At 71.4% G+C, this 24,311-nt stretch carries 24 protein-coding genes and 1 riboswitch; of the genes, 12 read left to right on the plus strand and 12 right to left on the minus strand.

The window, feature by feature from the left end; all coding sequences use genetic code 11:
* Positions 1-375 precede the first annotated feature (375 nt).
* Together cdgB and AC07CM_RS27900 are read left to right on the plus strand one after the other, a co-directional pair.
* Complete coding sequence (gene cdgB / locus AC07CM_RS27895) at positions 376-2,031, plus strand: diguanylate cyclase CdgB (RefSeq protein WP_478879191.1); 1,656 nt, start codon at positions 376-378, stop codon at positions 2,029-2,031.
* 118 nt (positions 2,032-2,149) lie between these two features.
* Positions 2,150-3,082, plus strand: a complete 933-nt coding sequence (locus tag AC07CM_RS27900; RefSeq protein ID WP_478879192.1) for a CBM35 domain-containing protein — start codon at positions 2,150-2,152, stop codon at positions 3,080-3,082.
* Positions 3,083-3,140: 58 nt separating this feature from the next.
* Here AC07CM_RS27900 and AC07CM_RS27905 read toward each other — a convergent pair whose 3' ends face one another.
* From AC07CM_RS27905 to AC07CM_RS27920, 4 genes are all read right to left on the minus strand, one after another.
* A complete protein-coding gene (locus AC07CM_RS27905; RefSeq protein WP_478879193.1) occupies positions 3,141-3,497 on the minus strand; it encodes a hypothetical protein in 357 nt (118 codons plus the stop codon).
* Positions 3,498-3,664: 167 nt separating this feature from the next.
* A complete protein-coding gene (locus AC07CM_RS27910) occupies positions 3,665-4,594 on the minus strand; it encodes a 1-phosphofructokinase family hexose kinase (protein WP_478879383.1) in 930 nt (309 codons plus the stop codon).
* A 121-nt stretch (positions 4,595-4,715) separates the two neighbouring features.
* The gene (gene nagA / locus AC07CM_RS27915; protein ID WP_478879384.1) at positions 4,716-5,843 is read right to left on the minus strand and encodes an N-acetylglucosamine-6-phosphate deacetylase; all 1,128 of its coding nucleotides are present in this window, start codon (positions 5,841-5,843) and stop codon (positions 4,716-4,718) included.
* A 71-nt stretch (positions 5,844-5,914) separates the two neighbouring features.
* On the minus strand, positions 5,915-6,859 hold the full coding sequence (locus AC07CM_RS27920; RefSeq protein ID WP_478879385.1) for an ROK family protein: 945 nt from the start codon (positions 6,857-6,859) through the stop codon (positions 5,915-5,917).
* Between the two features lie 159 nt (positions 6,860-7,018).
* Here AC07CM_RS27920 and AC07CM_RS27925 point away from each other — a divergent pair, with 159 nt between their 5' ends.
* From AC07CM_RS27925 to otsB, 3 genes are read left to right on the plus strand one after another with little or no spacing between them, the layout of a single operon-like run.
* Positions 7,019-8,245, plus strand: a complete 1,227-nt coding sequence (locus tag AC07CM_RS27925; protein ID WP_478879386.1) for an extracellular solute-binding protein — start codon at positions 7,019-7,021, stop codon at positions 8,243-8,245.
* Positions 8,246-8,280: 35 nt separating this feature from the next.
* On the plus strand, positions 8,281-8,505 hold the full coding sequence (locus tag AC07CM_RS27930) for a DUF3263 domain-containing protein (RefSeq protein WP_478879194.1): 225 nt from the start codon (positions 8,281-8,283) through the stop codon (positions 8,503-8,505).
* 50 nt (positions 8,506-8,555) lie between these two features.
* Positions 8,556-9,407 (plus strand): trehalose-phosphatase, encoded by an 852-nt coding sequence (otsB, locus tag AC07CM_RS27935; protein ID WP_478879195.1) that lies wholly within the window; start codon positions 8,556-8,558, stop codon positions 9,405-9,407.
* A gap of 16 nt (positions 9,408-9,423) precedes the next feature.
* Here otsB and AC07CM_RS27940 read toward each other — a convergent pair whose 3' ends face one another.
* Both AC07CM_RS27940 and AC07CM_RS27945 read right to left on the minus strand, forming a co-directional pair.
* On the minus strand, positions 9,424-10,851 hold the full coding sequence (locus AC07CM_RS27940; protein WP_478879196.1) for an alpha,alpha-trehalose-phosphate synthase (UDP-forming): 1,428 nt from the start codon (positions 10,849-10,851) through the stop codon (positions 9,424-9,426).
* Between the two features lie 95 nt (positions 10,852-10,946).
* Positions 10,947-11,891 (minus strand): glucosyl-3-phosphoglycerate synthase, encoded by a 945-nt coding sequence (locus tag AC07CM_RS27945; RefSeq protein ID WP_478879197.1) that lies wholly within the window; start codon positions 11,889-11,891, stop codon positions 10,947-10,949.
* 160 nt (positions 11,892-12,051) lie between these two features.
* A riboswitch (SAM riboswitch) is annotated at positions 12,052-12,192 on the plus strand.
* A 17-nt stretch (positions 12,193-12,209) separates the two neighbouring features.
* Here AC07CM_RS27945 and thrC point away from each other — a divergent pair.
* The 5 genes from thrC to AC07CM_RS27970 all read left to right on the plus strand — a co-directional run bounded on the left by thrC (position 12,210) and on the right by AC07CM_RS27970 (position 17,660).
* Positions 12,210-13,493, plus strand: a complete 1,284-nt coding sequence (gene thrC / locus AC07CM_RS27950; RefSeq protein ID WP_478879198.1) for a threonine synthase — start codon at positions 12,210-12,212, stop codon at positions 13,491-13,493.
* Entirely contained in the window at positions 13,490-13,765 is a 276-nt protein-coding gene (locus AC07CM_RS27955) for a ubiquitin-like small modifier protein 1 (RefSeq protein ID WP_478879199.1), read from the plus strand. The genes thrC and AC07CM_RS27955 overlap by 4 nt, the downstream gene beginning before the upstream one ends.
* Before the next feature lie 430 nt (positions 13,766-14,195).
* Complete coding sequence (locus AC07CM_RS27960; RefSeq protein WP_019057200.1) at positions 14,196-14,402, plus strand: cold-shock protein; 207 nt, start codon at positions 14,196-14,198, stop codon at positions 14,400-14,402.
* Between the two features lie 299 nt (positions 14,403-14,701).
* On the plus strand, positions 14,702-16,324 hold the full coding sequence (gene groL / locus AC07CM_RS27965; RefSeq protein ID WP_478879200.1) for a chaperonin GroEL: 1,623 nt from the start codon (positions 14,702-14,704) through the stop codon (positions 16,322-16,324).
* 211 nt (positions 16,325-16,535) lie between these two features.
* Positions 16,536-17,660, plus strand: coding sequence for an NADH:flavin oxidoreductase (locus AC07CM_RS27970; protein WP_478879201.1), 1,125 nt, complete (start codon positions 16,536-16,538; stop codon positions 17,658-17,660).
* 21 nt (positions 17,661-17,681) lie between these two features.
* On the opposite strand, the gene AC07CM_RS27975 is transcribed toward AC07CM_RS27970, so the two are convergent.
* The 4 genes from AC07CM_RS27975 to AC07CM_RS27990 form a co-directional block, all read right to left on the minus strand.
* Complete coding sequence (locus AC07CM_RS27975; protein ID WP_478879202.1) at positions 17,682-18,254, minus strand: hypothetical protein; 573 nt, start codon at positions 18,252-18,254, stop codon at positions 17,682-17,684.
* A 201-nt stretch (positions 18,255-18,455) separates the two neighbouring features.
* Complete coding sequence (locus tag AC07CM_RS27980) at positions 18,456-19,940, minus strand: PTS transporter subunit EIIC (protein ID WP_478879203.1); 1,485 nt, start codon at positions 19,938-19,940, stop codon at positions 18,456-18,458.
* Positions 19,941-19,956: 16 nt separating this feature from the next.
* Entirely contained in the window at positions 19,957-20,880 is a 924-nt protein-coding gene (gene murQ / locus AC07CM_RS27985) for an N-acetylmuramic acid 6-phosphate etherase (protein WP_478879204.1), read from the minus strand.
* A gap of 35 nt (positions 20,881-20,915) precedes the next feature.
* Positions 20,916-21,821, minus strand: a complete 906-nt coding sequence (locus AC07CM_RS27990; RefSeq protein WP_478879205.1) for a MurR/RpiR family transcriptional regulator — start codon at positions 21,819-21,821, stop codon at positions 20,916-20,918.
* 55 nt (positions 21,822-21,876) lie between these two features.
* Here AC07CM_RS27990 and AC07CM_RS27995 point away from each other — a divergent pair, with 55 nt between their 5' ends.
* Together AC07CM_RS27995 and AC07CM_RS28000 are read left to right on the plus strand one after the other, a co-directional pair.
* Positions 21,877-22,260, plus strand: coding sequence for a hypothetical protein (locus tag AC07CM_RS27995; RefSeq protein ID WP_478879206.1), 384 nt, complete (start codon positions 21,877-21,879; stop codon positions 22,258-22,260).
* A 7-nt stretch (positions 22,261-22,267) separates the two neighbouring features.
* Positions 22,268-22,546 carry a DUF4031 domain-containing protein gene (locus AC07CM_RS28000; protein WP_478879207.1) on the plus strand — a complete coding sequence of 93 codons (279 nt, stop codon included), beginning with the start codon at positions 22,268-22,270 and terminating at the stop codon, positions 22,544-22,546.
* Here the strand turns inward: AC07CM_RS28000 and AC07CM_RS28005 are convergent.
* A complete protein-coding gene (locus tag AC07CM_RS28005) occupies positions 22,528-23,601 on the minus strand; it encodes a GNAT family N-acetyltransferase (RefSeq protein ID WP_478879208.1) in 1,074 nt (357 codons plus the stop codon). The genes AC07CM_RS28000 and AC07CM_RS28005 overlap by 19 nt on opposite strands.
* 26 nt (positions 23,602-23,627) lie before the next feature.
* Positions 23,628-24,272 carry an HD domain-containing protein gene (locus tag AC07CM_RS28010; protein ID WP_478879209.1) on the minus strand — a complete coding sequence of 215 codons (645 nt, stop codon included), beginning with the start codon at positions 24,270-24,272 and terminating at the stop codon, positions 23,628-23,630.
* Positions 24,273-24,311 lie beyond the last annotated feature (39 nt).

The raw sequence follows: 24,311 nt of genomic DNA on the forward strand, positions 1-24,311 counted from the left end.
GAACTGCAGTTACTCCTCGCGGTCTGGACCGGCGCCTGCCCCACCTGTCACCGCAACACGCCAGACCTGATACCGACCTGACCAAGCCCTACTAGGACCGGGGGACCATGACGGTTCGTGCATCATGTGGACACGACGACAAAGCCTGTGTTCAGTAAACGCACAGGTAAAACGCAGAAACTCCACTCAATTGTTCATGTTCTTCTGTGACTTGAGTCACAAGGGGCAGGAATTGTTGACCCTGTGTACCGAGTGGGCAGCGCGCTGTGATTCAGTGGCGGGGAAGCCGTAAGAGCACGACCAGAAGCACACCACTGTAAAGAAGCGCCGAAGACAACCCTTGATTCGCTGCGAGGTCTCGGGGGGAGGGCGAGCATGGAGACCGAGTCGGAGCCGTATGTCCGCCTTGCGTCCCTGCGGCAGCTGCACCAGGTCATGGCCGACATGAACACGGCACGCAGCCTGGCGGACACACTGCAGACGGTCGCCGACGGCGTCGTGGGCGCCCTCAACTACGAGATGGCCTGCGTCAACCTCGTACGCCCCGACGGCGACCTCGTGGTCGCCGCGTTCTCCGGCAACTCCGCGGCCGAGGCCCTCATCACCGGCCGGGTCGGCTCCCGCGAGTCCTGGGAGCGGCGGCTGACCATGGGTGAACAGTGGGGAGACCTGGTGTTCATACCCCACACCGAGGGCTGGGTGCTGGACGACGACGACGTCCCGCAGTGGTACACCGACGGCCCCGCGCCCCGCTTCGAGGACGAGTGGCACCCCTCCGACCGGCTCTTCGCGCCGATGTACACACCCGGCGTGCAGGGCGGCTCCTCCGGTGAGCTGCTCGGGGTCATATCCGTCGACCGGCCGCGCAACGGCCGCCGCCCCGGCGCCTGGGGTCGCGAGGCCCTGCAGATGTACGCCTTCCAGGCCGCCATCGCGATCAGCAACGCGCGTCTACGTGCCAACATGCAGCGCGCCCTGGTCCGCCTGGAGCGCGAGCAACAGGCCCTCAGGGCCAGCGAGGAAAGCTTCAGGCAGGCGTTCGAGTACGCGCCCTCCGGCATGGCCATCGCCGAGATGGGCGGCGACCAGCACGGCCGGATCCTGCGCACCAACGACGCCCTGTGCCGGCTGCTGGGCCGACCCGCCTCCGCGATGCGCCGCTACTCCTTCTCCGACCTCGTCCACCCCGAGGACATCGGCACGCTGCTGCGGACCTCGGCGGAGGGGGGCCGCGCGGAACTGCGGCTGGGCCGCCGCGACGGCAGCTACGTCTGGGTCAGTCTGCGCAACTCCGTCGTCGCCGACGCGGCCGACGGCCCCCGCTTCCTGCTCACCCACGTCGAGGACATAGAGGAGCGCAAGCGCCGCGAGCTGCAGCTCGCCCACCGCGCCTCGCACGACTCCCTCACCGGCCTGCCGAACTCCGCGGAGCTGCGCTCCCGCCTGGCGGCCCGCCTGTGCCGGCGCACGTCCCAGCCCGGCGCCCTCGAGTCCCTGGACGCGGCCTACGGCCACCCTGCCTACGACGCCCCCGCCGGGCACGGCTTCGACTTCGCACCCGGCGCCGAGGCGTACGAAGGCTTCGACCACCACGTGCACACCGTCGCCCCCGAGGACGGCCGCGACGACGGGACCAAGGGTCTCGCGGTGCTCTTCTGCGACCTGGACGGCTTCAAGTCGATCAACGACCGCTTCGGCCACAACGCGGGCGACGCGGTCCTGATCGAGGTCGCGCGCAGGCTCAGCAGGGGCGTGCGGGACGGGGACACCGTCGCCCGGCTCGGCGGCGACGAGTTCGTGATCCTCGCCGACGGCCTGGGCAAGGCCGACGCCGAGGACCTCGCCGTACGCCTGCGCAACGAGATCATCCAGCCCATCCGCGCCGAGGGCCGGGCCGCCCGGGTGGGCGCCAGCTTCGGCATCGGCTGGGCGCACTGCGGCATGACGGCGGACGAAGTGTTGAAGTCCGCCGACGAGCGGATGTACGTAGAGAAACGATCTCGTCCCAAACAGCATCGGCGCGCCGGATGAACCGCAGGTCAGTGAGTTGATGCGGTACGAGTCACCCGTTTGGGCCAGCCAGAGCGGGTAGGCTCGCCATTCCACACCCGTATCGCATCCGCCCGCACCTGTTGAGGAGTACCAAGGCATGACGCCCGGCGACAACGGCGCGAGCACGCCCGAGGACGAGGACCCGTTCGGCTACCTGTACGCGGACGGCCAGGCCAGAGGGGCCCAGCCGCCGTCCGGTGGTTACGGCTACCCGAACTCGGTGAGCAGGGTGCGCACGGTCGGCGAGCGCCAGTACGGCCAGCCGCAGGCCCCGTACGGCCAGCAGCCGACCGTCCCGCAGCAGCAGGGCGCCTACGGCCAGCCGAACGCCCACTACCAGGCCCCGGAGACGCTGCCCGGCGGCGCGCCCACCAGCCACCTGCCGGGGCCGCCCGCTCCCGGTCGCCGCGGTCCCAACACCAAGGGGCTGCTGATCGGCGCCATCGCGGTGGTCGCCGCGGTCGTGATCGGCATCGGCGTCGCGATGATCAACGGCAACACGGACGACAAGTCCGGCAACCAGGCGGGTGCCTCCCCGGCCCAGTCGCAGCGCAGCGAGCCGAGCCCGTCGAGCAGCAGCTCGGCGGCGTCGGGGGAGCTGCCGAAGGTCGACGCCGCGGACAAGTCCGTCCAGCTCTCCGGGGGCGCCACCACGGCCTCGGACGTCAAGGGCGCGCAGTCGGCAGGCGGCACGTACGTGGGCGGTCTGAACCAGGTCGGCGCGTCTGTCACCTGGAGCGTGGATGTCCCCTCGGACGGCGCCTACACCGTTTTCGCGCAGTACAGCGCGACTGGCGACGACCAATCGATGACGGTCGCCGTTAACGGCACCAAGTTCGGGAGCCCGTTCAAGCTGAAGAACTACCGGCACGCCGCCGACGGCGACTTCGCTCAGGGATGGACCCACTCCTTCGTGTGGCCCACCCTCAAGAAGGGCAACAACACGATCTCCATCTCCTGCCAGCCGGGCGACAAGTGCAACGTCCTGCTGGACCAGCTGTGGATCAAAAAGGGCCAGGTCCAGAACTAACCCGGCCAAGGTTGCGGTGGCCTCTGAGTCACCGCAACCTGAGCCCGTCTGGTGCTCGCTACGCGACGCGGCCGAAGCCCACACACTTGTCTGCGACCCACACCTTGCGCCCGCCCCAGTCGAGCGGTGTCCAGGTGTTGTGCTCGGCTCCCCCGCTGGAGCACCGGTACGTGCCCCCCTTCTTCTGGCCCTCGCAGAGTTCTCCCCAGCACACGATGCTGTCAGGCGTGCCCTTGCCGAACGCGTGGACGTGAACGACGACGGCCGAGGTGACCGAAGCGGACGCGCGTGCGTTCCAATCGTGAGTGGCAGATGCCCCGACGGAATCGGCATACGCTGCGGGTGCAGTCGCAAGGATCAGACCGGTCACCAGCGCACCCGAGAGCGATGCGATACGTGCGACGCGCTTTGCCACAAGTTCCCTCCGTTTTTGTATGTCCCACCCCTGGTCATTGAGGCGAGAGCTATGACGGCGCCAGTATATGTAAGATGAAAGTTTTATCCCGCAACTCGTCATTAGAAACAGTGCAGTTGTAGACACATCCGCCTGGTGTGGTCCTGGCGCTGGGAAGCATGAACTGCTCACGCAGCAGTCTTAACCCCGGTCACCGCGACCCGCTCCTGCAGCTCCTCGTAGGTCGCGCGGTCGAACTCGCCCGCCGCGGCCACCCGTACGGTCGCCGCCGACAGGGCGGTCGCGCGGGACAGGCGCTCGGGCCAGGGCAGGTTCTCCACCAGGCCCGACAGCAGGCCCGCGACCGCCGAGTCGCCCGCGCCGGTCGGATTGCCGTGCACGCGGGCCGGCGGGGCGGCGCGCCAGCGGCCCTCCGGGGTCGCGGCGAGCAGGCCCTCGGGGCCGAGGGAGGCCACGACCGCCTGGGCCCCTCTGCGCCGGGCGTCCTGCGTGGCGCGCAACGGCTCGTGGGAACCGGTGAGTTCGGCCAGCTCCTCGGCGTTCGGCTTGATGATGTCGGGGCGGGCCGCCACCCCGCGGCGCAGCGGTTCCCCGCTGGTGTCCAGCAGGACGGGCACGCCGGCCGTCCGGGCCGTGCGTATCAGGCCCGCGTACGCACCCACCGGTACCCCCGGAGGCAGGCTGCCGGACAGGGCCACCGCCGAGGCGGTGGGCAGGAGTTCGGCGTAGCGGTCCAGGAAGGCACCCCACTCGGCAGGCTCGATCTGCGGGCCCGGCTCGTTCAACTGGGTGGTGTCGCCGGTCAGATCGTCCACGACGGCGACCGTGCGACGGGTGGGGCCGGCGTTCGGCACCAGCGCGTCGGTCACTCCGGGCGTGGCCGCGAGCCGTTCGCGCAGCACCTGCCCGGTGGCGCCGCCCGCGAAGCCGGTGACCGTGACCCCGTGGCCGAGGGCGGCCAGCACCCGTGCCACGTTCACGCCCTTGCCGCCCGGCCGTTCGATGACGTCGGAGACGCGGTGCGAGGCGTGCGGCCGCAGGGACCGTACGCGATAGGTGATGTCGAGAGCGGTGTTGAGCGTGACCGTGAGGATCACCCGGGCCGACCTCCCCTCGTAGTCCGTGCGTGCCATCGGTTACCGGGGCCCCGATCATGCCAAAGAGACGGCGGTCGGCCCAGTGCGCGGGTCGGCCACCGTCTCTCGACGCCGGGACGGATCAGGGCAGTTGGGGCGCGACCACCCATTCTCCTTGCCGCATCACACCCTTGAGGTCGAACTTCGCGTCCAGCAGGACCAGGTCGGCGTCCTTGCCCGGCTCCAGCGAGCCGATGCGGTCGGACAGGCCGAGCAGCCGGGCCGGGTTGGCGGACAGGGCGGCCACCACGTCCTGGACCGGCAGCCTGTCGACGGTCACCGCCCGCTTGAACGCCCGGTCCAGGGTGAGCGTGGAGCCCGCGATCGAACCGCCCTCCACCAGCCGGGCCACGCCCTCGCTGACCTCGACCTCCAGCGGGCCGAGCATGTACCGGCCGTCGCCGATTCCGGCCGCGTCCATCGCGTCGGTGATGAACGCGACCCGCTCCGCGCCCGCGTGATGGAACGCCAGCTCCAGCGCGGCCGGGTGCAGATGCACGCCGTCGTTGATCAGTTCGACGGTGACCCGCTCGTCCTCCAGCAGGGCGGCGATCGGGCCGGGGGAGCGGTGGCCGAGGGCGGGCATGGCGTTGAAGAGGTGGGTGGCGACCGTGGCACCCGCGTCGATGGCCTCGACCGTCTGCTCGTAGGTGGCGTCCGTGTGCCCGATGGCCGCGATCACACCGTGCTCCGCGAGCAGCCGCACCGAGTCGATGCCACCCGGCCGCTCGGTGGCGAGGGTGACCATCGTGGCCCTGCCGCGCCCCGCGTCGATCAGCTTGCGGACCTCGGCCGGGTCCGGGTCGCGCAGCAGCTCCTCGGAGTGGGCGCCCTTGCGGCACGGGGAGATGAACGGCCCCTCGAAGTGGATGCCGGCGATGTCGCCCTGCTCGGCCAGCTCGCTCAGCAGCCCGGCCTGCCGCACCAGCAGGTCCATCTCGTCCGTGACGGTGGAGGCGACCAGTGTGGTGGTGCCGTGCAGGCGGTGGGTTCGGATGGCCGTCAGCACGTCGTCCACCGTGCCCGAGAAGGAGGCTCCGCCGCCGCCGTGGTTGTGGATGTCGACGAAGCCGGGGACCAGCCAGTGGCCGGTCACGTCGATCAGCTCGGCGTCGGCCGGGGCGGCCCCGGCGATGTGCCGGCCGTCGATCGCCACCTGCCCGTTCGTCACCGTTCCGGTGGGAAGCACCACGTTCGCGCCGGTGAGCACCTGCGGGTACGTCGTGGCTGGTCGCGCAGTTCCCCGCGCCCCTTTCGGGGCGCTGTCCCGCTCGTTGGCCATCAGGTGCTTACCTCCGGAGTCGTAGGGGTGGTCGTCAGCAGGTCCCGCGCGAGCAACCCCGCGCCCAGGCAGCCGGCGGTGTCGCCGAGGGCGGCGGGGACGATGGACGGAAGTTTCTGGAAGGTGACCCGCCGCCGGACGGCGTCCCGAAGCGGCTGGAACAACACTTCCCCCGCCTCGGCCAGGCCGCCACCGATGATCAGCGTGCGCGGGTCCAGCAGGGTGAGCGCGGTGACGAGCCCGTCGGCGAGCGCGTCCACCGCCTCCTGCCAGACCCGGACGGCGTTCGGGTCACCGGACGCGACGGCCTTGGCGCAGTCGGCGGCGTCCGCGTCCGGGTCCCCGCAGGCAGCCGCCCACGCCTCGCTGACGGCGGAGGCGGAGGCGTACCGCTCCAGGCAGCCGCGCTGACCGCAGGGGCAGGGCGTGCCCTGGGGGCGTACGACGATGTGGCCGATCTCCCCGGCGAACCCGTGCGCACCCGCCTCGACCCGCCCGTCCACGCCGATGGCGCCGGCGATGCCGGTGCCCAGCGGTACGAACAGGAACCGGTCGGCGCCCTTGCCCGCGCCGATGCGGCCCTCGGCGAGCCCGCCGGTGCGCACGTCGTGGCCGAGCGCGACGGGGACACCGAGCCGGTCGGCGACCAGGGCGCGCAGCGGGACGTCCCGCCAGCCCAGGTTGGCCGCGTAGACGGCGATGCCGTGCTCCTCGTCCACGATGCCGGGGACCGCGATGCCGGCCGCGGCGGCCGGCTCGCCGTAGCGCTGCGCGCCGTACGCGCGCAGTTCCGCGGCGAAGCCGAGGATCGTCTCGACGACCGCGTCCGGCCCGCGTTCGCGGCCGGTCGCCCGGCGGGCGCGGTGCAGCAGCGCGCCGTCGTCGCCGACGAGGGCCGCCTTCATCCCGGTACCGCCCACGTCCAGGGCGATGACATGTCTCACCACGGCTCTAGTGTGGCCCGCGCACCCGGGAGAGGTCTAGTCCACTCACGTGGTGTAGACCTTACGTGTCCACATATTGAACAGTCAGACAGCAGGGTTGGGGTTTTGAGGGTGCGTCGGTGTACGGCAGGAACGATCGCGGTGGTGTCCGCTCTGGGCATGACGGCGGTCCTCGGCGGCTGCGGGACCACGGGTTCCTCCGACGTGACCCTGAGACTGGTCGCCGCCGACTACGGCGACTCCACCGCCAACAGCTCCAAGAAGTACTGGGACACCCTGGCGAAGGAGTACGAGTCCCAGCACGCCGGGGTGAAGATCGACGTCAGCGTCTACTCCTGGAACGACGTCGACCGCAAGGTCAAGCAGATGGTCGACGCCGGACACGCCCCCGACCTGGCCCAGATCGGCGCATACGCCGACTACGCGGCCGCGGGCAAGCTGTACCAGGCCTCCGACCTGCTCTCCATACGCACCCAGGCCGACTTCGTCTCCCAGCTCTCCGACGCGGGCGAGTGGAAGCACGTGCAGTACGGCATCCCGTTCGCGGCCTCCACGCGGGTGCTCTTCTACAACAAGACCCTCTTCGCCCAGGCCGGCATCACCCCGCCCACCACCTGGAGCGAGCTGGCCGCCGACGCCAAGGCGCTCGCGGACAAGGGTGTGAAGTACCCCTACGCGCTGCCGCTCGGCCCCGAGGAGGCCCAGGCCGAGACCATGCAGTGGCTGCTGAGCGGCGGCAACGGCTACACCGACGACATCGGCACCTACACCATCGACTCCGCGCAGAACGTGCAGACCTTCACCTGGCTGAAGGACGAGCTGGTCGACAAGGGCCTGACCGGTCCGGTCGCCCCCGGCAAGCTCAACCGCGCGGCCGCCTTCGCCGCCTTCGCCGACGGCCAGGTCGGCATGGTCAACGGGCATCCCACGCTGATCCAGCAGGCCCGCAAGAAGGGCGTGAAGTTCGGCATGGTCCCGATGCCCGGCCGCACCGGCAGGGCCAAGGCCTCGATGGGCGTCGCCGACTGGATGATGGGCTTCCGGCAGAACGGGCACGCCGAGCAGATCGGCGACTTCCTCGACTTCGTCTACAAGGAGAAGAACGTCCTCGCCTTCTCCCGCGAGTACGGGCTGCTCCCGGTCACCGGCTCCGCGTCCGACACCATGACCGCGTCGGGCTCGGCCACGGACAAGGACCTGCGCCCCTTCCTCGACGAGCTGCCCATCTCCCAGCTGTACCCGGTCGGCAAGACCTCCTGGGCGGCGGTCAGCGCGGCCGTGAAGAAGAACATCGGGCAGGCGGTCGCCCCCGCCGGCAGCCCCGCCGGAGTCCTGACCCGCCTGCAGTCGACGGCGTCGGCGGCGGACAGCAGCGATGTGAACTGAGCCGGCTGTCGGTGCCCGGCGCTACGGTTGCCCCCATGGAACTGGGCAGCCGTGAGAAGGCCATCCTCGCGCTGGAGGGCCGGGGTTTTCCCGGCCCCGGCGCGAAGGAGCGGGCGATACGCGAGGAGCTGGGCCTTTCACCGGTGCGCTACTACCAGCTGCTCAACGCGTTGCTGGACGACGAGAGGGCCCTGGCACTCGATCCGGTGACGGTGAACCGGTTGCGGCGCGTGCGGGAGGCGCGGCGGGCCGAGCGCTGACGTTCCGCGGCCCAGGCGTGATGCCGGCCCCCGCTGGATACTGTCGCTGTATGGACCTTCTGCCGACCCCGGCAACCCAGGCCGGGCGGGACGGACTCGCCGCACTGCTCGCCAGGCCGCACACCGCAGTGATCGGCCTCGACTTCGACGGCACCCTCGCCCCCATCGTCGCCGACCCCGAGCAGGCCCGCGCCCACCCCGACGCCGTACCCGCGCTCGCCGCGCTCGCCCCCAAGGTCGCCTCCGTCGCCGTGGTCACCGGCAGACCGGCCGAGGTCGCGGTACGGCACGGAGGCTTCGCGGACGTGCCGGGCCTGGAGCACCTCGTCGTCCTCGGCCACTACGGCGCCGAACGCTGGGACGCCGCGACCGGCGAGCTCACCGCACCACCGCCCCACCCCGGCGTGGCCGCGGTCCGCGCCGAACTGCCGGACCTCCTGGACCGGACCGGCGCCGGGCACGGCACGTGGATCGAGGAGAAGGGGCGCGCTGTCGCCGTCCACACCCGCCGTGCCGACGACCCGCAGGCCGCCTTCGAGGCCCTGCGCGAACCCCTCGCCGACCTCGCCACCCGGCACGGCCTGATCGTCGAGCCGGGCCGGCTGGTCCTCGAACTCCGCCCGCCCGGCATGGACAAGGGCGTCGCCCTCCTCGACCATGTCCGCCATGTCCGTCATGTGCGCCGCACCGGCGCCGGTGCCGTCCTCTATGCCGGCGACGACCTCGGCGACCTGTCCGCCTTCGCGGCGGTCGGCAAACTCCGCTCGGACGGCGTACCCGGCCTCCTGGTCTGCAGCGGCAGCACCGAGGTCACCGAGCTGGCGGAACGGGCGGACGTCGTGGTGGAGGGCCCGCAGGGGGTCGTGGCACTCCTGCGCGCGCTGGCGGCCCACATGCCCTGACAGCACGCCCCCCGGGTCACCCGTCGAGCGCGCCGAGCTGGTCCAGGAACCACTGGGCCGGCGGCAGCGCGGTGGCGGCGGCCGCCAGCCGCTTCGAGCGCTCCGCCCGCTCGGCCGCCGGCTGGTTCAGCGCCTCGTGCAGCGCCCGCGCCGTGCCCGCGATGTCGTACGGGTTCACCACGATCGCGTTCTCGCCCAGCTCCTCGTACGCCCCGGCCTCCCGCGACAGCACCAGCGCGCAGCCCTCGTCGGAGACGACCGGAACCTCCTTGGCGACCAGGTTCATGCCGTCCCGGATCGGGTTGACCAGGGCGACGTCGGCCAGCCGGTACGCGGCCAGCGAGCGCGCGAAGTCGTCCTTCACATGCAGCACCACCGGCGTCCAGCCCGGCGTGCCGTACGCGGTGTTGATCTCCTGCGCCACCTGCCGCACCTCGGCCGTGTACTCGCGGTAGACGGCGAGGTCCTGCCGGGACGGGTAGGCGAAGGCCAGATGCACCACGCGTTCGCGCCACTCGGGGTGGTCGTCCAGCAGCTGCCGGTACGCCAGCAGGCCGCGCACGATGTTCTTGGACAGCTCGGTGCGGTCCACCCGGACGATCGTCCGGCGCCCCTCGCCGATCTCCTCCCGCAGCGCGGCCATCCGTTCGTCCACGTCCGCCCGGTGCGCCCGCTCGCGCAGGAAGTCCGCGTCCGCACCCAGCCCGTGCACCCCGATCCGGGTCCCGGACGGGATGCCGGGGCCCAGCACCGCGTGACAGCAGTCGGTGAACGCGTCCGCCCAGCGGTGGGTCAGGAACGCCGCCCGGTCCGCGCCGAGGATGCCGGTCAGCAGTTCGGCCGCGATGTCGTCGGGCAGCAGGCGGAAGTAGTCCGGCGGGGCCCACGGGGTGTGCGAGAAGTGGCCGATGCGCAGATCGGGACGGAGCCCGCGGAGCATCCGGGGCGCGAGGGCCAGGTGGTAGTCCTGGATCAGCACCGCGGCGCCCTCCGCCGCCTCCTCGGCCAGCGCCCCGGCGAACGCCCGGTTGTAGGCCTCGTACGACGCCCACTGCCGCCGGAACTCCGCGTCGAAGATCGGCTCCAGCGGGGTCTGGTACAGCATGTGGTGGACGAACCAGAGCACCGAGTTGGCGATGCCGTTGTACGCGTCCGAGAACACGCTCGCGTCGATGTCGAGCATCCGCACCCGCTGCCCGCCGGTGTCCTCGTCCGGCAGCAGCCCGCCGCCCGCGCGGCGCACCGCCTCCCGGTCGCCGTCGCCCAGCGCGGCGCACACCCAGACCGCGTTGGCGTCGGAGCCGATGGCGGACAGCCCCGAGACCAGGCCGCCGCCACCCCGTTTGGCGTGCAGCGAGCCCGCCGCACCGTCGGGGCGTACCTCGTACGAAACCGGGCCGCGGTTGGACGCGACCAGCACCTCAGCACCGTGCGTGGAAGCCATGAGTCTCAACCTAGCCCGGCCCGGAAACGCTCAAACGTACGTGCCACCCCCCGAGGGGGCTGTATACAGCCGTTTCTCGTGCGCGCGTGCGCCGCTCACGCCACCCGGCGCGCCGCGTACTCCGCGATCTCGGTCATCGGCGGCCGCTCCTCGGTGTCCACCGAGTAGGTGCGCGGCTCGAACCCGTCCGCACTCCGCTCGAACTGGGTGAGCGCCGGACGGACGAGGTGGCCGCGGGCGAGCCTGAGCTGCGCCGTGCGGTAGATCGCCGCGGCCATGCGGCCCAGCGCCTGCCCGTCCTGGTGCCGGTGCTTGCGCACACCCACGTCGACCTGGGCCAGCGCGTCCAGGCCCACCAGGTGCAGGGCGTCCACCAGCATGCCCAGCTCGACGCCGTACCCCACCGGGAACGGCAGCTGCTCCAGCAGCGAGCGACGGGCGGCGTACTCGCCGCCGAGCGGCTGGACGAAGCCGGCCAGCTGTGGCCAGTGCATGTTCAGCAGCGGGCGGGCCATGAGTTCGGTGACCCGGCCGCCCTGTCCGGCCGCGCCGGCGAGCGGACGGTCGTACATGGCCTTCACGAGGTCGACGCCCGGGTCGGTCAGCAGTGGGCCGACGATCCCGGAGACGAAGTCGGAGGAGAACTCCCGCAGATCGGCGTCGACGAAACAGACGATGTCCCCGCCGGTCACCAACAGGGAGCGCCACAGGACTTCACCCTTACCGGGGACGGCGGGGATGCGCGGCAGGATGTCGTCGCGGTGGACGACCCGCGCGCCGGCGGCGGCGGCGACCTCGGAGGTGCGGTCGGTGGACCCGGAGTCGACGACGACGATCTCGTCGACCAGCGGGACCTGCTGCATGAGGTCGTGACGGACGACCGCGACGATGTCGCCGACCGTCTCCTCCTCGTTCAGCGCGGGCAGGACGACGGAGACGGACTGACCGGTGCGCTGCTTGGCGGCCAGTATCCGGTGCAGGGGGCGATCGGCCACGGACCAGGAGCGGGTGGCCAGCCAGCGCTCGACTTCTTCCAGCACGGTCTGCGGCTCCTCACTGTCGCGATCACATGTGGTGACACGGTGTGATCCATCTCGCGGTTCGGACGACTATCTCAACTGTCCTGGCCTTCGGTTACAGTCTTGAACAACGCCGATGACCATCGCATGTCGGGGGTCAAGAGCGTTTACAACCGCATACCGCTCATCCAGAGGGGCAGAGGGACACGGCCCGATGAAGCCCCGGCAACCCCCCTGAGCCGAACTCGTTCACGCGAGGCTCCCGGTCAGGGAAGGTGCCAAATCCGTCTCACGGCGAGGTGCGTCGTGAGGAAGATGAGGAGAAAGGGCCTCGCCTCCATGGCTGTGCAGACAGTTGCAAGCACCAGCAATCCCACCGTAGACCTCGGCCCCGCAGCGGCCCTGAGCTGTCGCGAGTGCGGTCACCGGGTGCCCCTCGGACCGGTGTTCGCCTGCGAGGAGTGTTTCGGCCCGCTGGAGATCGCCTACGACTTCTCCGCCTACGACACCGAAGAGCTGCGCAAGCGCATCGAGGCGGGCCCCGCGAACATCTGGCGCTACGCGCCCCTGCTCCCCGTCCCCGCCGACGTGGCCGACAAGCCCAACATCAACCCGGGCTGGACCAAGCTCGTCAAGGCGGACAACCTCGCGCGCGAACTGGGTGTCACCGGCGGGTTGTATGTGAAGGACGACTCCGGCAACCCGACGCACTCCTTCAAGGACCGCGTCGTCGCCCAGGCCCTGGAGGCCGCCCGCGCCTTCGGCTTCACCACCCTCTCCTGCTCCTCCACCGGCAACCTGGCCGGCGCCGTCGGCGCCGCCGCCGCCCGGGCCGGCTTCCGCTCCTGCGTGTTCATCCCGCACGACCTGGAGCAGGGCAAGGTCGTCATGGCCGCGGTCTACGGTGGCGAACTCGTCGGTATCGAGGGCAACTACGACGACGTGAACCGCTTCTGCTCCGAGCTGATCGGCGACCCGGCCGGCGAGGGCTGGGGCTTCGTGAACGTCAACCTGCGGCCCTACTACGCGGAGGGCTCCAAGACCCTGGCGTACGAGATCTGCGAGCAGCTCGGCTGGCGGCTCCCGGACCAGATCGTGGTCCCGATCGCCTCCGGCTCCCAGCTCACGAAGATCGACAAGGGTCTGCAGGAGCTGATCAAGCTCGGTCTCGTCGAGGACAAGCCGTACAAGATCTTCGGTGCCCAGGCCGAGGGCTGCTCGCCGGTGTCGACCGCGTACAAGGCGGGCCACGACGTCGTACGGCCGCAGAAGCCGAACACCATCGCCAAGTCCCTGGCCATCGGCAACCCGGCCGACGGGCCGTACGTCCTGGACATCGCGCGCCGCACGGGCGGCGCGGTGGAGGACGTGACCGACGAGCAGGTCGTGGACGCGATCAAGCTGCTGGCCCGCACCGAGGGCATCTTCGCCGAGACGGCCGGCGGCGTGACGGTGGGCGTGACGCGCAAGCTCGTCGAGAACGGCGTCCTGGACCCGTCGCTCACCACGGTCGTCCTCAACACCGGCGACGGCCTCAAGACCCTGGACGCGGTGGCCGGCACCGGTCTCACCGCCACCATCCGCCCGACCCTGGACTCCTTCCGAGAGGCTGGCCTCGCATGAGCGTGACCGTTCGCATCCCGACCATCCTGCGCACCTACACGGGTGGCCAGGCCGAGGTCGCCGCCGAGGGCGCGACCCTCGCCGACGTCATCGAGGACCTGGAGAAGAACCACACCGGCATCGCCGCGCGTGTGCTGGACGACCAGGGCAAGCTGCGCCGTTTCGTCAACGTGTACGTCAACGACGACGACGTCCGCTTCGAGCAGGGGCTGGAGACCGTGACCCCCGACGGCGCCGGTGTCTCCATCATTCCGGCCGTCGCCGGGGGCTGATAATTACCTTCGGTAACCGCGGTTACCGATTGTTCATCGAATGGCCTCCTCCGTGAGAGAAACGGAGGGGGCCATTCTGTGTGATTGAGCGCGGTACAGTTGGGGAACGCGTTCCGGACCTGCGGGTCGCAGGCCTCGGAATCATGCCGTACGCCCGACAAGAAACAGCCAAACTGTGCGGGTTTTATGCGGCTTTTGAGCCATTTGCGGGGCCCGACTTGCCCTGAATTCAGCCGAATTCTCGGCAGATTCCGGACCGGGCTCGTCCAGAATTCTCGTCCGATTGACCTGTTGCAGACGGCAGTTGGACAGATACATTCAGCCGCGGTCGACGCGTTCCGGCGCACGCCCCCGACCAATGGGGGGTGAGGTCTGACCCGGGTCCGCGAAGTGTGGATCTGTGCAAGGGCCAGTAATAGGGGAGTTAGGCATGGCTCAGGGCACCGTCAAGTGGTTCAACGCGGAGAAGGGGTACGGCTTCATCGCGGTCGACGGTGGTGCGGATGTTTTCGTCCACTACAGCGCGATCCAGATGGACGGATACCGCACCCTGGAAGAGGGGCAGCGGGTCGACTTCGAGATCTCGCAGGGCCAGAAGGGCCCGCAGGCGGACATGGTCCGGCTGGCGACCAGCTGAAGCACGCGTCGACACAACACCGGCGTACATCACGTTCATCCCGTTCGTCCGCGAAGGGCCCGCACCGCTCCGGTGCGGGCCCTTCGTGCTGCCGTTCCCTTCCGAGGCGCTTGCACTCGCCATGCCCGAGTGCTAATCATTGGCGTTAGCACTCTGAAGGTGAGAGTGACAATGAAGGACCGGGTCGGTGAGGCCCGCAGGCCGGGTGGGGCAAGGAACCACGAGGCCGGTGAGCCGTCCGTCGCGGGCGCGGGCGCGGTCCGAAGGAATCACCCCCAGTCCTGGAGGGACCACTTCACATGGCCAAGATCATCGCGTTCGACGAGGAGGCGCGGCGCGGCCTCGAGCGCGGCATGAACCAGCTCGCGGACGCCGTGAAGGTGACGCTCGGCCCCAAGGGCCGCAACGTCGTCCTCGAGAAGAAGTGGGGCGCCCCCACGATCACCAACGACGGTGTCTCCATCGCCAAGGAGATCGAGCTCGAGGACCCGTACGAGAAGATCGGCGCCGAGCTGGTCAAGGAAGTCGCCAAGAAGACGGACGACGTCGCCGGTGACGGTACGACCACCGCGACCGTGCTCGCCCAGGCCCTGGTCAAGGAAGGCCTGCGCAACGTCGCCGCCGGTGCCAACCCGATGGCTCTGAAGCGCGGTATCGAGAAGGCCGTCGAGGCCGTCTCCGCCGCCCTGCTGGAGCAGGCGAAGGACGTGGAGACCAAGGAGCAGATCGCCTCCACCGCGTCCATCTCCGCCGCCGACACCCAGATCGGCGAGCTGATCGCCGAGGCCATGGACAAGGTCGGCAAGGAAGGCGTCATCACCGTCGAGGAGAGCAACACCTTCGGCCTGGAGCTCGAGCTCACCGAGGGCATGCGCTTCGACAAGGGCTACATCTCCGCCTACTTCGCGACCGACATGGAGCGCATGGAGGCGTCGCTCGAGGACCCCTACATCCTCATCGCCAACTCCAAGATCGGCTCCGTCAAGGACCTGCTCCCGCTCCTGGAGAAGGTCATGCAGTCGGGCAAGCCGCTGCTGATCATCGCCGAGGACGTCGAGGGCGAGGCCCTGTCGACCCTGGTCGTCAACAAGATCCGCGGCACCTTCAAGTCCGTCGCCGTCAAGGCCCCGGGCTTCGGTGACCGCCGCAAGGCCATGCTCGGCGACATCGCCATCCTCACGGGCGGCGAGGTCATCTCCGAGGAGGTCGGCCTCAAGCTGGAGAACGCGACCCTGGACCTCCTGGGTCGCGCCCGCAAGGTCGTCATCACCAAGGACGAGACCACCATCGTCGACGGTGCCGGCTCCTCGGACCAGGTCAACGGCCGGGTGAACCAGATCCGCGCCGAGATCGAGAACAGCGACTCGGACTACGACCGCGAGAAGCTGCAGGAGCGCCTGGCGAAGCTCGCCGGCGGTGTCGCGGTCATCAAGGCCGGCGCCGCCACCGAGGTGGAGCTCAAGGAGCGCAAGCACCGCATCGAGGACGCCGTCCGCAACGCGAAGGCCGCCGTCGAGGAGGGCATCGTCGCCGGTGGTGGCGTGGCCCTGCTGCAGACCACCAACGTCTTCGAGAAGCTGGAGCTCGAGGGTGACGAGGCGACCGGCGCCCAGGCCGTGAAGCTCGCGCTCGAGGCCCCGCTGAAGCAGATCGCCGTCAACGCCGGCCTCGAGGGCGGTGTCGTGGTGGAGAAGGTGCGCAACCTGACCCCGGGCCACGGCCTGAACGCCGCGACCGGCGAGTACGTCGACCTGGTCGCCGAGGGCATCATCGACCCGGCGAAGGTGACCCGTTCCGCGCTGCAGAACGCCGCCTCCATCGCCGCGCTGTTCCTCACCACCGAGGCCGTCATCGCCGACAAGCCGGAGAAGGCCGCCGCGGCCGCTCCGGGCGGCATGCCGGGCGGTGACATGGACTTCTGATCCTTCCGAGGATCGGCACCAGTCCGTATCGACGAGGGCGGCACTCCCTGTCCATGACAGGGGGTGCCGCCCTCGGGCGTGTCCGGGATCACGCGGCGCCCGGCCGGGGTCGTGGAATGTGATGCCGCGCCTAGGCAGTTGCTTCAGACAGTGCAACAATGCGCGCGCACATACCAATCGGTTTACAAGAGTCATTCCCAGGAGCCCCCACGTGACCGTCACGCCCCCCGCCTCCCGCGCGGCCCAGATCCTCTCCCGCCCGACCGTGCTGGGCGGCCTCACCGTCCCCAACCGGATCGTGATGGCCCCGATGACCCGGATGTTCTCCCCGGGCGGCATCCCCGGCGAGGACGTGCTGTCGTACTACGCCCGCCGGGCCGCCGCCGGTGTCGGCCTGATCGTCACCGAGGGTACCTACGTGGGCCACGAGTCGGCCGGGCAGAGCGACCGCGTGCCCCGGTTCCACGGCGAGGAGCAGCTGGCGGGCTGGGCGCGGGTCGCCGAGGCGGTGCACGCGGCGGGCGGCACGATCGTGCCGCAGCTGTGGCACATCGGCATGGTCCGCAAGCCGGGCGACCAGCCCTTCCCGGACGCTCCCGCCGTCGGCCCCTCCGGACTGCGCATCGGCGCCACCGAGGCCACCGGCAAGGCGATGGACCGGGCCGACCTGGACGCCGTCATCGGCGCCTTCGCCGAGGCCGCGGCCGACGCCGAGCGCATCGGCTTCGACGGCGTGGAGCTGCACGGCGCCCACGGCTACCTCCTCGACCAGTTCCTGTGGGCCGGCACCAACCGCCGCACCGACGCCTACGGCGGCGACCCGGTGACCCGCAGCAGGTTCGCCGCCGAGATCGTGGCGGCGGTCCGCGAGGCGGTCTCCCCCGAATTCCCGATCCTCTTCCGCTACTCGCAGTGGAAGCAGGACGCCTACGACGCCCGTCTCGCCGAGACCCCCGAGGAGCTGGAGGCGATCCTGACCCCGCTGGCCGCCGCCGGCGTCGACGCCTTCCACGCCTCCACCCGCCGCTACTGGCTGCCCGAGTTCGACGGCTCCGACCTGAACCTGGCCGGCTGGACGAAGAAGCTCACCGGCAAGCCCGTCATCAGCGTCGGCTCGGTCGGCCTCGACGGCGACTTCATCAAGGCGTTCCAGGGCGAGGGCTCCCCGGTCATGGGCATCGACAACCTCCTGGACCGCCTGGAGGCCGAGGAGTTCGACATGGTCGCCGTCGGCCGCGCCCTGCTCCAGGACCCCGAGTGGGCGGCCAAGGTGCTCGCCGACCGCCTCGACGAGCTGAAGCCGTACGACGCCGCCGCGCTCAAGACCCTGAGCTGAGCCGCGAACGGGACCGCCCGCCTAGAGGTTGCCCATGGGCTCGATGTCGACCTGGACCGGAGTGCCCCAGATCCGCAGCACCTCGTAGTCGGTGAACTCGTGCACGAGCCGGTACGCCATGGCGGGCCGGGACCCGCGGCGCTGGGCGGCCAGGTACGCCTCGGCCTCGCGCCGGTCCCGCCGGGGCGTCCCGCACAGCTGCCACTCGCGGCCGTTCCACGCCTCCGGCAGCCACCGCTGCTGGGGCTGGGGCCGGTCGGCACGGACGCCGTAGCGGGAAGGGCCGGAGGAGGGCGCCTCCGTGGTACGGGGCCTGCCGCCCTGGAACTCCGACCGCCGGGCGGCCCGGCGCCGGGTCTCGCAGAGCAGGCACAGGTCGGGGGCGCTCTCGTCGACGGGCCCGTGCGGGTGCTCGGGGCACCGGGTCGTGGCAGCGCCGCCCTCGACGCTCTCCTCGAGCAGGTCGAGGGCGCGCCGCAGATCGGCCTTGATCTCGTGCAACCGCGCGTCCGGGGTGTCGGCCGTGAGCGACTCCCCGTGCTCCCCGAGCACCCGGAGAGCCCGGCCTAGGGCGGTGAGCTGGGCGTGGTTCATCGTTCGACGGTAGCGCCCCGGGCGGCCGGGGTGGACGTGTGCCCCGGAACGAGCCGATGTGCTGCCGCCGTTCAGCCGCCTTGGTGGACGAGATCTCCTCGCCGCACGCGTTCGCGGCCAGGGCGGCGGCGCGCCTTCCGGGCCGCGCTGGTCGGGAGCGTCTTCAGCATGCCCTGGGCCATGAACCGTCCCGGTGCCGCGTCACGCCGACGCGGCCACCCGGGAGCGGCGGGCGAAGCCGAAGAAGTACGTCGCCGCGAACCCCACGGCGTACCCGGTGAGCAGACCGCCCCCGTAGACGGCCGCCGTGACCCCGGGGCCCCTGTTGCCCGCCAGCAGCGGGAACAGGGCCCAGCCCGACGGGCCGATGGCCGTCGCCCCCACCTTGTCCCCGAGCATCGCGAAGAACCCGACGAAGGCCCCGCCGGCCGCCCCGCCCGCGCACGCAGTCACGAACGGGCGGCCCAGCGGCAGGGACACCCCGTAGATCAGCGGCTCGCCCACGCCCAGCAGCCCTGCCGGGAGTGCCGATCTGATCGTCGTACGCAGAGAGACGTCGTGGCGCAGACGGACGTACACCGCGAGTGCCGCGCCCACCTGGCCCGCGCCCGCCATGGCGAGCAGGGGGAGCAGGACCGTGTAGCCCTGCTGCTCGATGAGGGTGGTGTGAATCGGGATCAGGGCCTGGTGCAGGCCCAGCATGACGAGCGGCAGGAACAGACCGCCGAGGACCAGCCCGGCCGCGGCCCCGGTCGTGGCCAGCAGCCAGTTCGCCGCCGTGCCGATGGCCGAGGCGACCACGCCGGCCGCGTACATCAGGCCGTACAGCGTGACCAGGCCGGAGACGAGGACGGTCACCGTCGGGGTGAGGAGGACGTCCAGCGCTCCCGGCACCCGGCCCCGGCACCACTTCTCCACCCGAGTCGCCAGCAGGGCCGCCGCGAGCGCGCCGAGCACGCCACCCTGGCCCGGCGCCAGATGCATTCCGAACGCCGTCACCTTCGCCACGCCCGGGTGGACGACGACCGCGGCCACCGCGCCGCCCAGCACCGGCGTGCCGCCGAACTCACGCGCCGTGTTGTATCCGACGAACACGGAGATCAGGGCCATGAAGCCGGAGGCGACGGCGGCCAGGGCGGGGGTCAGGCCGGGCAGCCACCCGGCGTTCACCAGCAGCCCGTTGAACCCGGCCAGGACACCGCAGCCGATCAGGGCGGGGATGAGCGGCACGAAGACGGCCGCGATCCGTCGCAGGGCGGCCCTGAGCGGGCCGGCGCCGCCCGGCCGGGGACCCGCTGTGGACCGGGCTGTCCGACCGGCGCCCGTTCCTGCCGCCGCTCCGGCAGCGACGTCCGCGCCCACGCCGGGCACGGCGCCACCGGTGGCCGCCTCCGCCGCGCCGGCCCCGGCCGGCACGGCCGCGACGGTCCCGGCCGCCACACGTGCCGAGACCTCCGCCGTGACCGCGTCGACCGCTCCCGGCCCGAGCACGATCTGGTACGACACCCCCGCCGCCACCACCCCCAGCACCCCGGGCAGCGCCCGCAGCGCCTCCTCGTCCACCGCCCCCGGATCGGCGAACTCCAGCCGGAGGCGGGTCATGCAGTGGGCGACGGACGTGACGTTCGCGGGGCCGCCGACCCGGGCGAGGACGGCGGCCGCGGTGAAGGCGTGGTCGTTGTGCACGCCTCGAGCGTGCGGGTCAGGAGCCCGCGACCGCCAGCGCGGCACGCAGATGGCCGCCGGACTCCTCCAGAAGGCGGGCGGCCGTCGGGCCGTCGACGCCGGCGAGGACGGCCAGGATGGCGTTCTTCACCTCGCCGCCCGACTCGGTGAGCGCCTTCTCGATCTCCTCGTCGGGGGCTCCCGTGGCCAGCGCGACGATACGGCGGGAGCGGGCCCGCAGCTTGTCGTTGGAGGAGCGGACGTCGACCATCAGGTTCCCGTAGGTCTTGCCCAGGCGGATCATCGTGATCGTCGACAGCATGTTGAGCACCAGCTTCTGGGCCGTGCCCGCCTTCAGCCGCGTAGAGCCGGTGATCAGTTCGGGGCCGACGACGACCTCGATGCCGTGCTCGGCCGCGGCGGCGAGCGCGCTGCGCTCGTTGCAGGCCAGCCCGACGGTCAGCGCGCCGAGCGCCCGGGCGTACTCGACCGCGCCGATGGCGTACGGGGTGCGGCCGGAGGCGGAGATCCCGACGACGGTGTCGTCCGGGCCGAGCTTGAGCGCCTCGAGGTCCCGGCGGGCCAGCTTCCTGGAGTCCTCGGCGCCCTCGACCGAGGTGACCATGGCCTCCGGGCCGCCCGCGATCAGGCCGACGACCTGTGCCGGGTCGGTGTTGAAGGTGGGCGGGCACTCGGAGGCGTCGAGCACCCCGAGCCGCCCGGCGGTGCCGGCACCCGCGTACACCAGGCGCCCCCCGCGCGCCATCCGCTCGGCGACGGCGTCGATGGCGGCGGCGATCTCCGGCAGCCGCGCGGAGACGGCGGCGGGCACACCCGCGTCCTCGCCGTTCATCAGCCGCGCGATCTCGAGGGTCGGCAGCCGGTCGATCTCGGCGAGATCGGGCCGGAAGGCTTCGGTGGTCAGGGACTCCAACTCGTTGCGCAGGTCATGGGAGGTCATGGGGGGTGGCTCTCTCCGATTCGCGTGCTCTGAACTCACCTGGGGCTGGTGCGGTGCCGGTGTGCCAGCGCCTCGTAGGACGCCGCCAGCGCGGGCGCCGCGCTTTCGTAGGTCCGCTGCGCCACCCCCACGAACAGGCAGTCGACCACGAGGAGTTGACTCGTCCGTGAGGACATCGCGGCGGGCCGCAGCTCGGTCTCCCGGGAGGTCGACGTGGTCAGTACGTGGTCGGCGTACTGCGTCACCGGCGAGTCGGGTCGGCCGGTGATGGCCACCGTCGTCGCCCCGTGCTCGAACGCGACACGCAGCGGCTCGATGACGTCCCCGGTCGAACCGGAGTGGGTGATGGCGATCGCCACGTCACCCGAACGGAGCTGCACCGCGTTGGTCACCGCGAGATGCGGATCGCTGTGCGCGTGGGCTATGAGCCCTATCCGCAGGAGCTTCTGCGTGAGGTCCTGGGCGACCAGACCGGAGGCGCCTATGCCGTACACGTCGGTGCGGCGGGCGCCGGCCAGCGCGGTGACGGCGGCGCTCAGCTGGGCGGTGTCGAGTCCGGCGGCCGTGTCGGCGAGGGTCTGCTGCTCCTCGTAGGCGAGTTTGGCGACGACGTCGGCGATGGGATCGTCCACCGCGATGTCCGTCGTGATCGCGGGTGCGCGGCCCGACTGCTGCTGCGCGGCCAGTCCGGCGAGGGCGAGCCGCAGGTCGCGGTAGCCGGGGTAGCCGAGCAGGCGGGCGGTCCGTACGACCGTCGCCTCGCTGGTGCCGGTCAGTTCGGCCAGGCCGGTGACCGTCAGGGCGGCGCAGCCGGCCGGGTCGCTCGCGACCGCCTCGGCGACCCGCTGCATGGACCGGGTCATGGAAGGGGCGAGGGTGCGCACCTTCGCGGCGAGCGAGCCCCCGGGGCCTCCGAAAATTTCCTTCACATCCTGGGTCACCAATGAAAGATATTTTCGGTTCGGTGTCGAGGTCAAGAGTGCGCACAATGGGACCATGCAGTCCCTAACACCTCTTGAGCAGGCGCTGCACGCCGCCCGCGCGCTGGTGCTCGCCGACCTGGTGGCGGGCGGCGTCGCCGAGGCCGACGTGGTCTCGCTGGTCGAGGACTCCGTGGTGCAGCGGCGCTGGTGGGTCGAGCAGTGGCCGGACGGCGCCGACTACCTCGCCGGGCTGATCGCGCAGGACGTGCAGGACGCGTTGCTGGAGCGGTACGGCCGCTGGCCGCTGTGCCCGGTGTGCGGCTCGGGCGACCCGCACGCGCTGGACGTGGAGCCGGAACTGGGGTCCGACCCGCACTGGGTGTGCCACGAGTCGGGCGTGAAGGTGGCCGCGGTGGGCTCGCTGGGGCAGGCCTCGGGCGGGGCGCGGTCCTCGTGAGGCGCCTGTGACGGTGTACATCGACCCGCCGTCCTGGCCGGGCCACGGACGCATGTGGTCGCATCTGGTGAGCGACGTCTCGTACGACGAACTGCACCTTTTCGCCGCGGCGTTGGGCGTGCCCCGGCGGGCCTTCGAGCGCGACCACTACGACCTTCCGTCGCACCGGCACGCGGACGCGGTGGCCGCCGGGGCGGTGGAGGTCAGCAGCCGCGAGGTGGTGCGGCTGCTGCGGGCCTCCGGGCTGCGCCGGCCCAAGGGACTCGCTCAGCGGCGCAGTTCGTAGGCCAGTTCCTCGCCCTCCTCGCCGTCCTCACTCACCTGGACGAACCCGACCCGGGTGAGCACCGCCTGGGAGGCGCTGTTCTCCCGTGCGACGGTCGCGAACAGCGAACGGACGTCGTCCCGGGCCAGCGCCCACCGCACCAGTGTGCGCACGGCCTCGGTGGCGTAGCCCTGGCCGCGGGCGCCCTCGACGAGGTCGTAGCCGATCTCCACGCGGCCGTCCTCGTCCGGGGCGCCGTGGAAGCCGATGCCGCCGACCGCGCGGCCGTCCTCGTTCCGTACGAGGGCGAAGACACCGAACTCGGGGCGGTGCACGCCCCCTTCGTACGCCTTCACCAGGAAGCCGGCGGCCTCCCGCGTGCCCTCGTACGGGCCACCCTCGATCCACTCGAAACCGCCGTCGCCGCCGACGCGCAGATCGCGGGCGGCGGCCGGGCGGATGCCGGTCAGCGTGACGCGTTCGGCGGGGATGACCAGGTTGTTCTGCCAGTGCCACTCGGTGACCGGGGCACGGCCGGGCAGCTCGCCGCGGCCGGTCGCCCACAGCAGGGTCTGCCAGGCCGCGGGGCCGGGCTGGACGTGCGGGAAGAGCCAGGTCAGGACGGACTCGGCGAGTTCCTCGGACGGCTCGTAGGCGATCCCGAGGCCCTCGGCGATGTCATGGGTGTGCAGCAGTACCTCGGCGACACCCATCGCGGCGAAGCCCTCGCGGTCGGCGCTGCCGAACGGGTACGGGTGGAAGGCGCGGACCCCGCGCGGGGCGGCCCGGACGGTGGCGGCGAGCAGGGTGCCGGTCGACCGGATCACGTCCAGGACGCCCGCGTTGTCGGCGTCCTCGGCGACGGCGACGTCGAAGGGCAGGCGGCCCTGGGCCCCCGTGACCAGCCGGCCCGCGTAGCCGATCATGTCGCTCGCGATGTGCTCGGCGGCCTCGCGGCAACTCCACTCCAGCCGCCCGGCCCTGACGCCCTTCCAGTCCCGCTCCGCCGCCGTGCCGAGTGCCGCCACGCAGCCCTCGACGGCCTCGATCACATCGTCCCCGTTCATCGATCGCATGGGCGAACCCTAGGGCCGTGACCCCGTCAGGTCGACAGCATTTCCAGCTCGGACGCGAGGTTGTAGCGGGCGGTCGGCTCCCAGCGCTCCTGGCCGTACGGGGTGTGGAACAGGCGGGGCAGGTCGAGGAGTTGGCGCAGGATCGCCGAGCGGCCCTCGCGGAAGGCGTCGCCGGGTACGAAGTGGTACTCCTCGCGGACCTCGGCGGTGTAGACGGCGTACGCCGACGGAGGTGCCGCGAGGACCGCCAGGTCGGCGTCGCACAGGACCTGGCCGTCGCGGTCGTCGGCGGCCGGGTCGTGGGTGACGGTGAGCCGGACCAGGCGGGCCACCTCCTCCGTCTTCGCCGCCGGCACCCCGGCCTCCGGCAGCGCGCGCTCGGCGAGGTGCGCGGACCGCTCCTCGTTCTCCGAGCGGTCCGGCAGGTAGACCGCGTCGTGGAACCAGGCGGCCAGGCGTACGACGTCCGGGTCGGCCGCGTACTTCTCCAGTACGTCGACGTGGTCGAGGACCGCGGTGAGGTGGGCGAGCGTGTGGTAGCGGCGCTGCGGCTCCTGCCAGCGGGCGAGCAGGTTGTCGGCGTAGGGGGCGGGATCGGGGCCGGCGCCGGGGGCGCGGGCTCCTTCCAGGGCACGGGCGAATCGGAGGCGCAGGGCGTCGAGGTCGGCCATGCGCTCATTCTCCCGTTCGTCCGTGGCGGGTGGCGATTC

This window comes from Streptomyces sp. NPDC044061, from assembly GCF_056434305.1.

Bases quoted from the DNA above. Each gene is read 5' to 3' on its own strand.
- AC07CM_RS28005 (WP_478879208.1), bottom strand. From the start codon at position 23,601: ATGCGATCGATGAACGGGGACGATGTGATCGAGGCCGTCGAGGGCTGC.
- AC07CM_RS27925 (WP_478879386.1), top strand. From the start codon at position 7,019: ATGACGGCGGTCCTCGGCGGCTGCGGGACCACGGGTTCCTCCGACGTG.
- groL (WP_478879200.1), top strand. From the start codon at position 14,702: ATGGCCAAGATCATCGCGTTCGACGAGGAGGCGCGGCGCGGCCTCGAG.
- AC07CM_RS27995 (WP_478879206.1), top strand. From the start codon at position 21,877: ATGCAGTCCCTAACACCTCTTGAGCAGGCGCTGCACGCCGCCCGCGCG.
- AC07CM_RS28010 (WP_478879209.1), bottom strand. From the start codon at position 24,272: ATGGCCGACCTCGACGCCCTGCGCCTCCGATTCGCCCGTGCCCTGGAA.
- otsB (WP_478879195.1), top strand. From the start codon at position 8,556: ATGGACCTTCTGCCGACCCCGGCAACCCAGGCCGGGCGGGACGGACTC.
- cdgB (WP_478879191.1), top strand. From the start codon at position 376: ATGGAGACCGAGTCGGAGCCGTATGTCCGCCTTGCGTCCCTGCGGCAG.
- AC07CM_RS27930 (WP_478879194.1), top strand. From the start codon at position 8,281: ATGGAACTGGGCAGCCGTGAGAAGGCCATCCTCGCGCTGGAGGGCCGG.
- AC07CM_RS27940 (WP_478879196.1), bottom strand. From the start codon at position 10,851: ATGGCTTCCACGCACGGTGCTGAGGTGCTGGTCGCGTCCAACCGCGGC.
- AC07CM_RS27900 (WP_478879192.1), top strand. From the start codon at position 2,150: ATGACGCCCGGCGACAACGGCGCGAGCACGCCCGAGGACGAGGACCCG.
- AC07CM_RS27955 (WP_478879199.1), top strand. From the start codon at position 13,490: ATGAGCGTGACCGTTCGCATCCCGACCATCCTGCGCACCTACACGGGT.
- thrC (WP_478879198.1), top strand. From the start codon at position 12,210: ATGGCTGTGCAGACAGTTGCAAGCACCAGCAATCCCACCGTAGACCTC.
- murQ (WP_478879204.1), bottom strand. From the start codon at position 20,880: ATGACCTCCCATGACCTGCGCAACGAGTTGGAGTCCCTGACCACCGAA.
- AC07CM_RS27975 (WP_478879202.1), bottom strand. From the start codon at position 18,254: ATGAACCACGCCCAGCTCACCGCCCTAGGCCGGGCTCTCCGGGTGCTC.
- AC07CM_RS27960 (WP_019057200.1), top strand. From the start codon at position 14,196: ATGGCTCAGGGCACCGTCAAGTGGTTCAACGCGGAGAAGGGGTACGGC.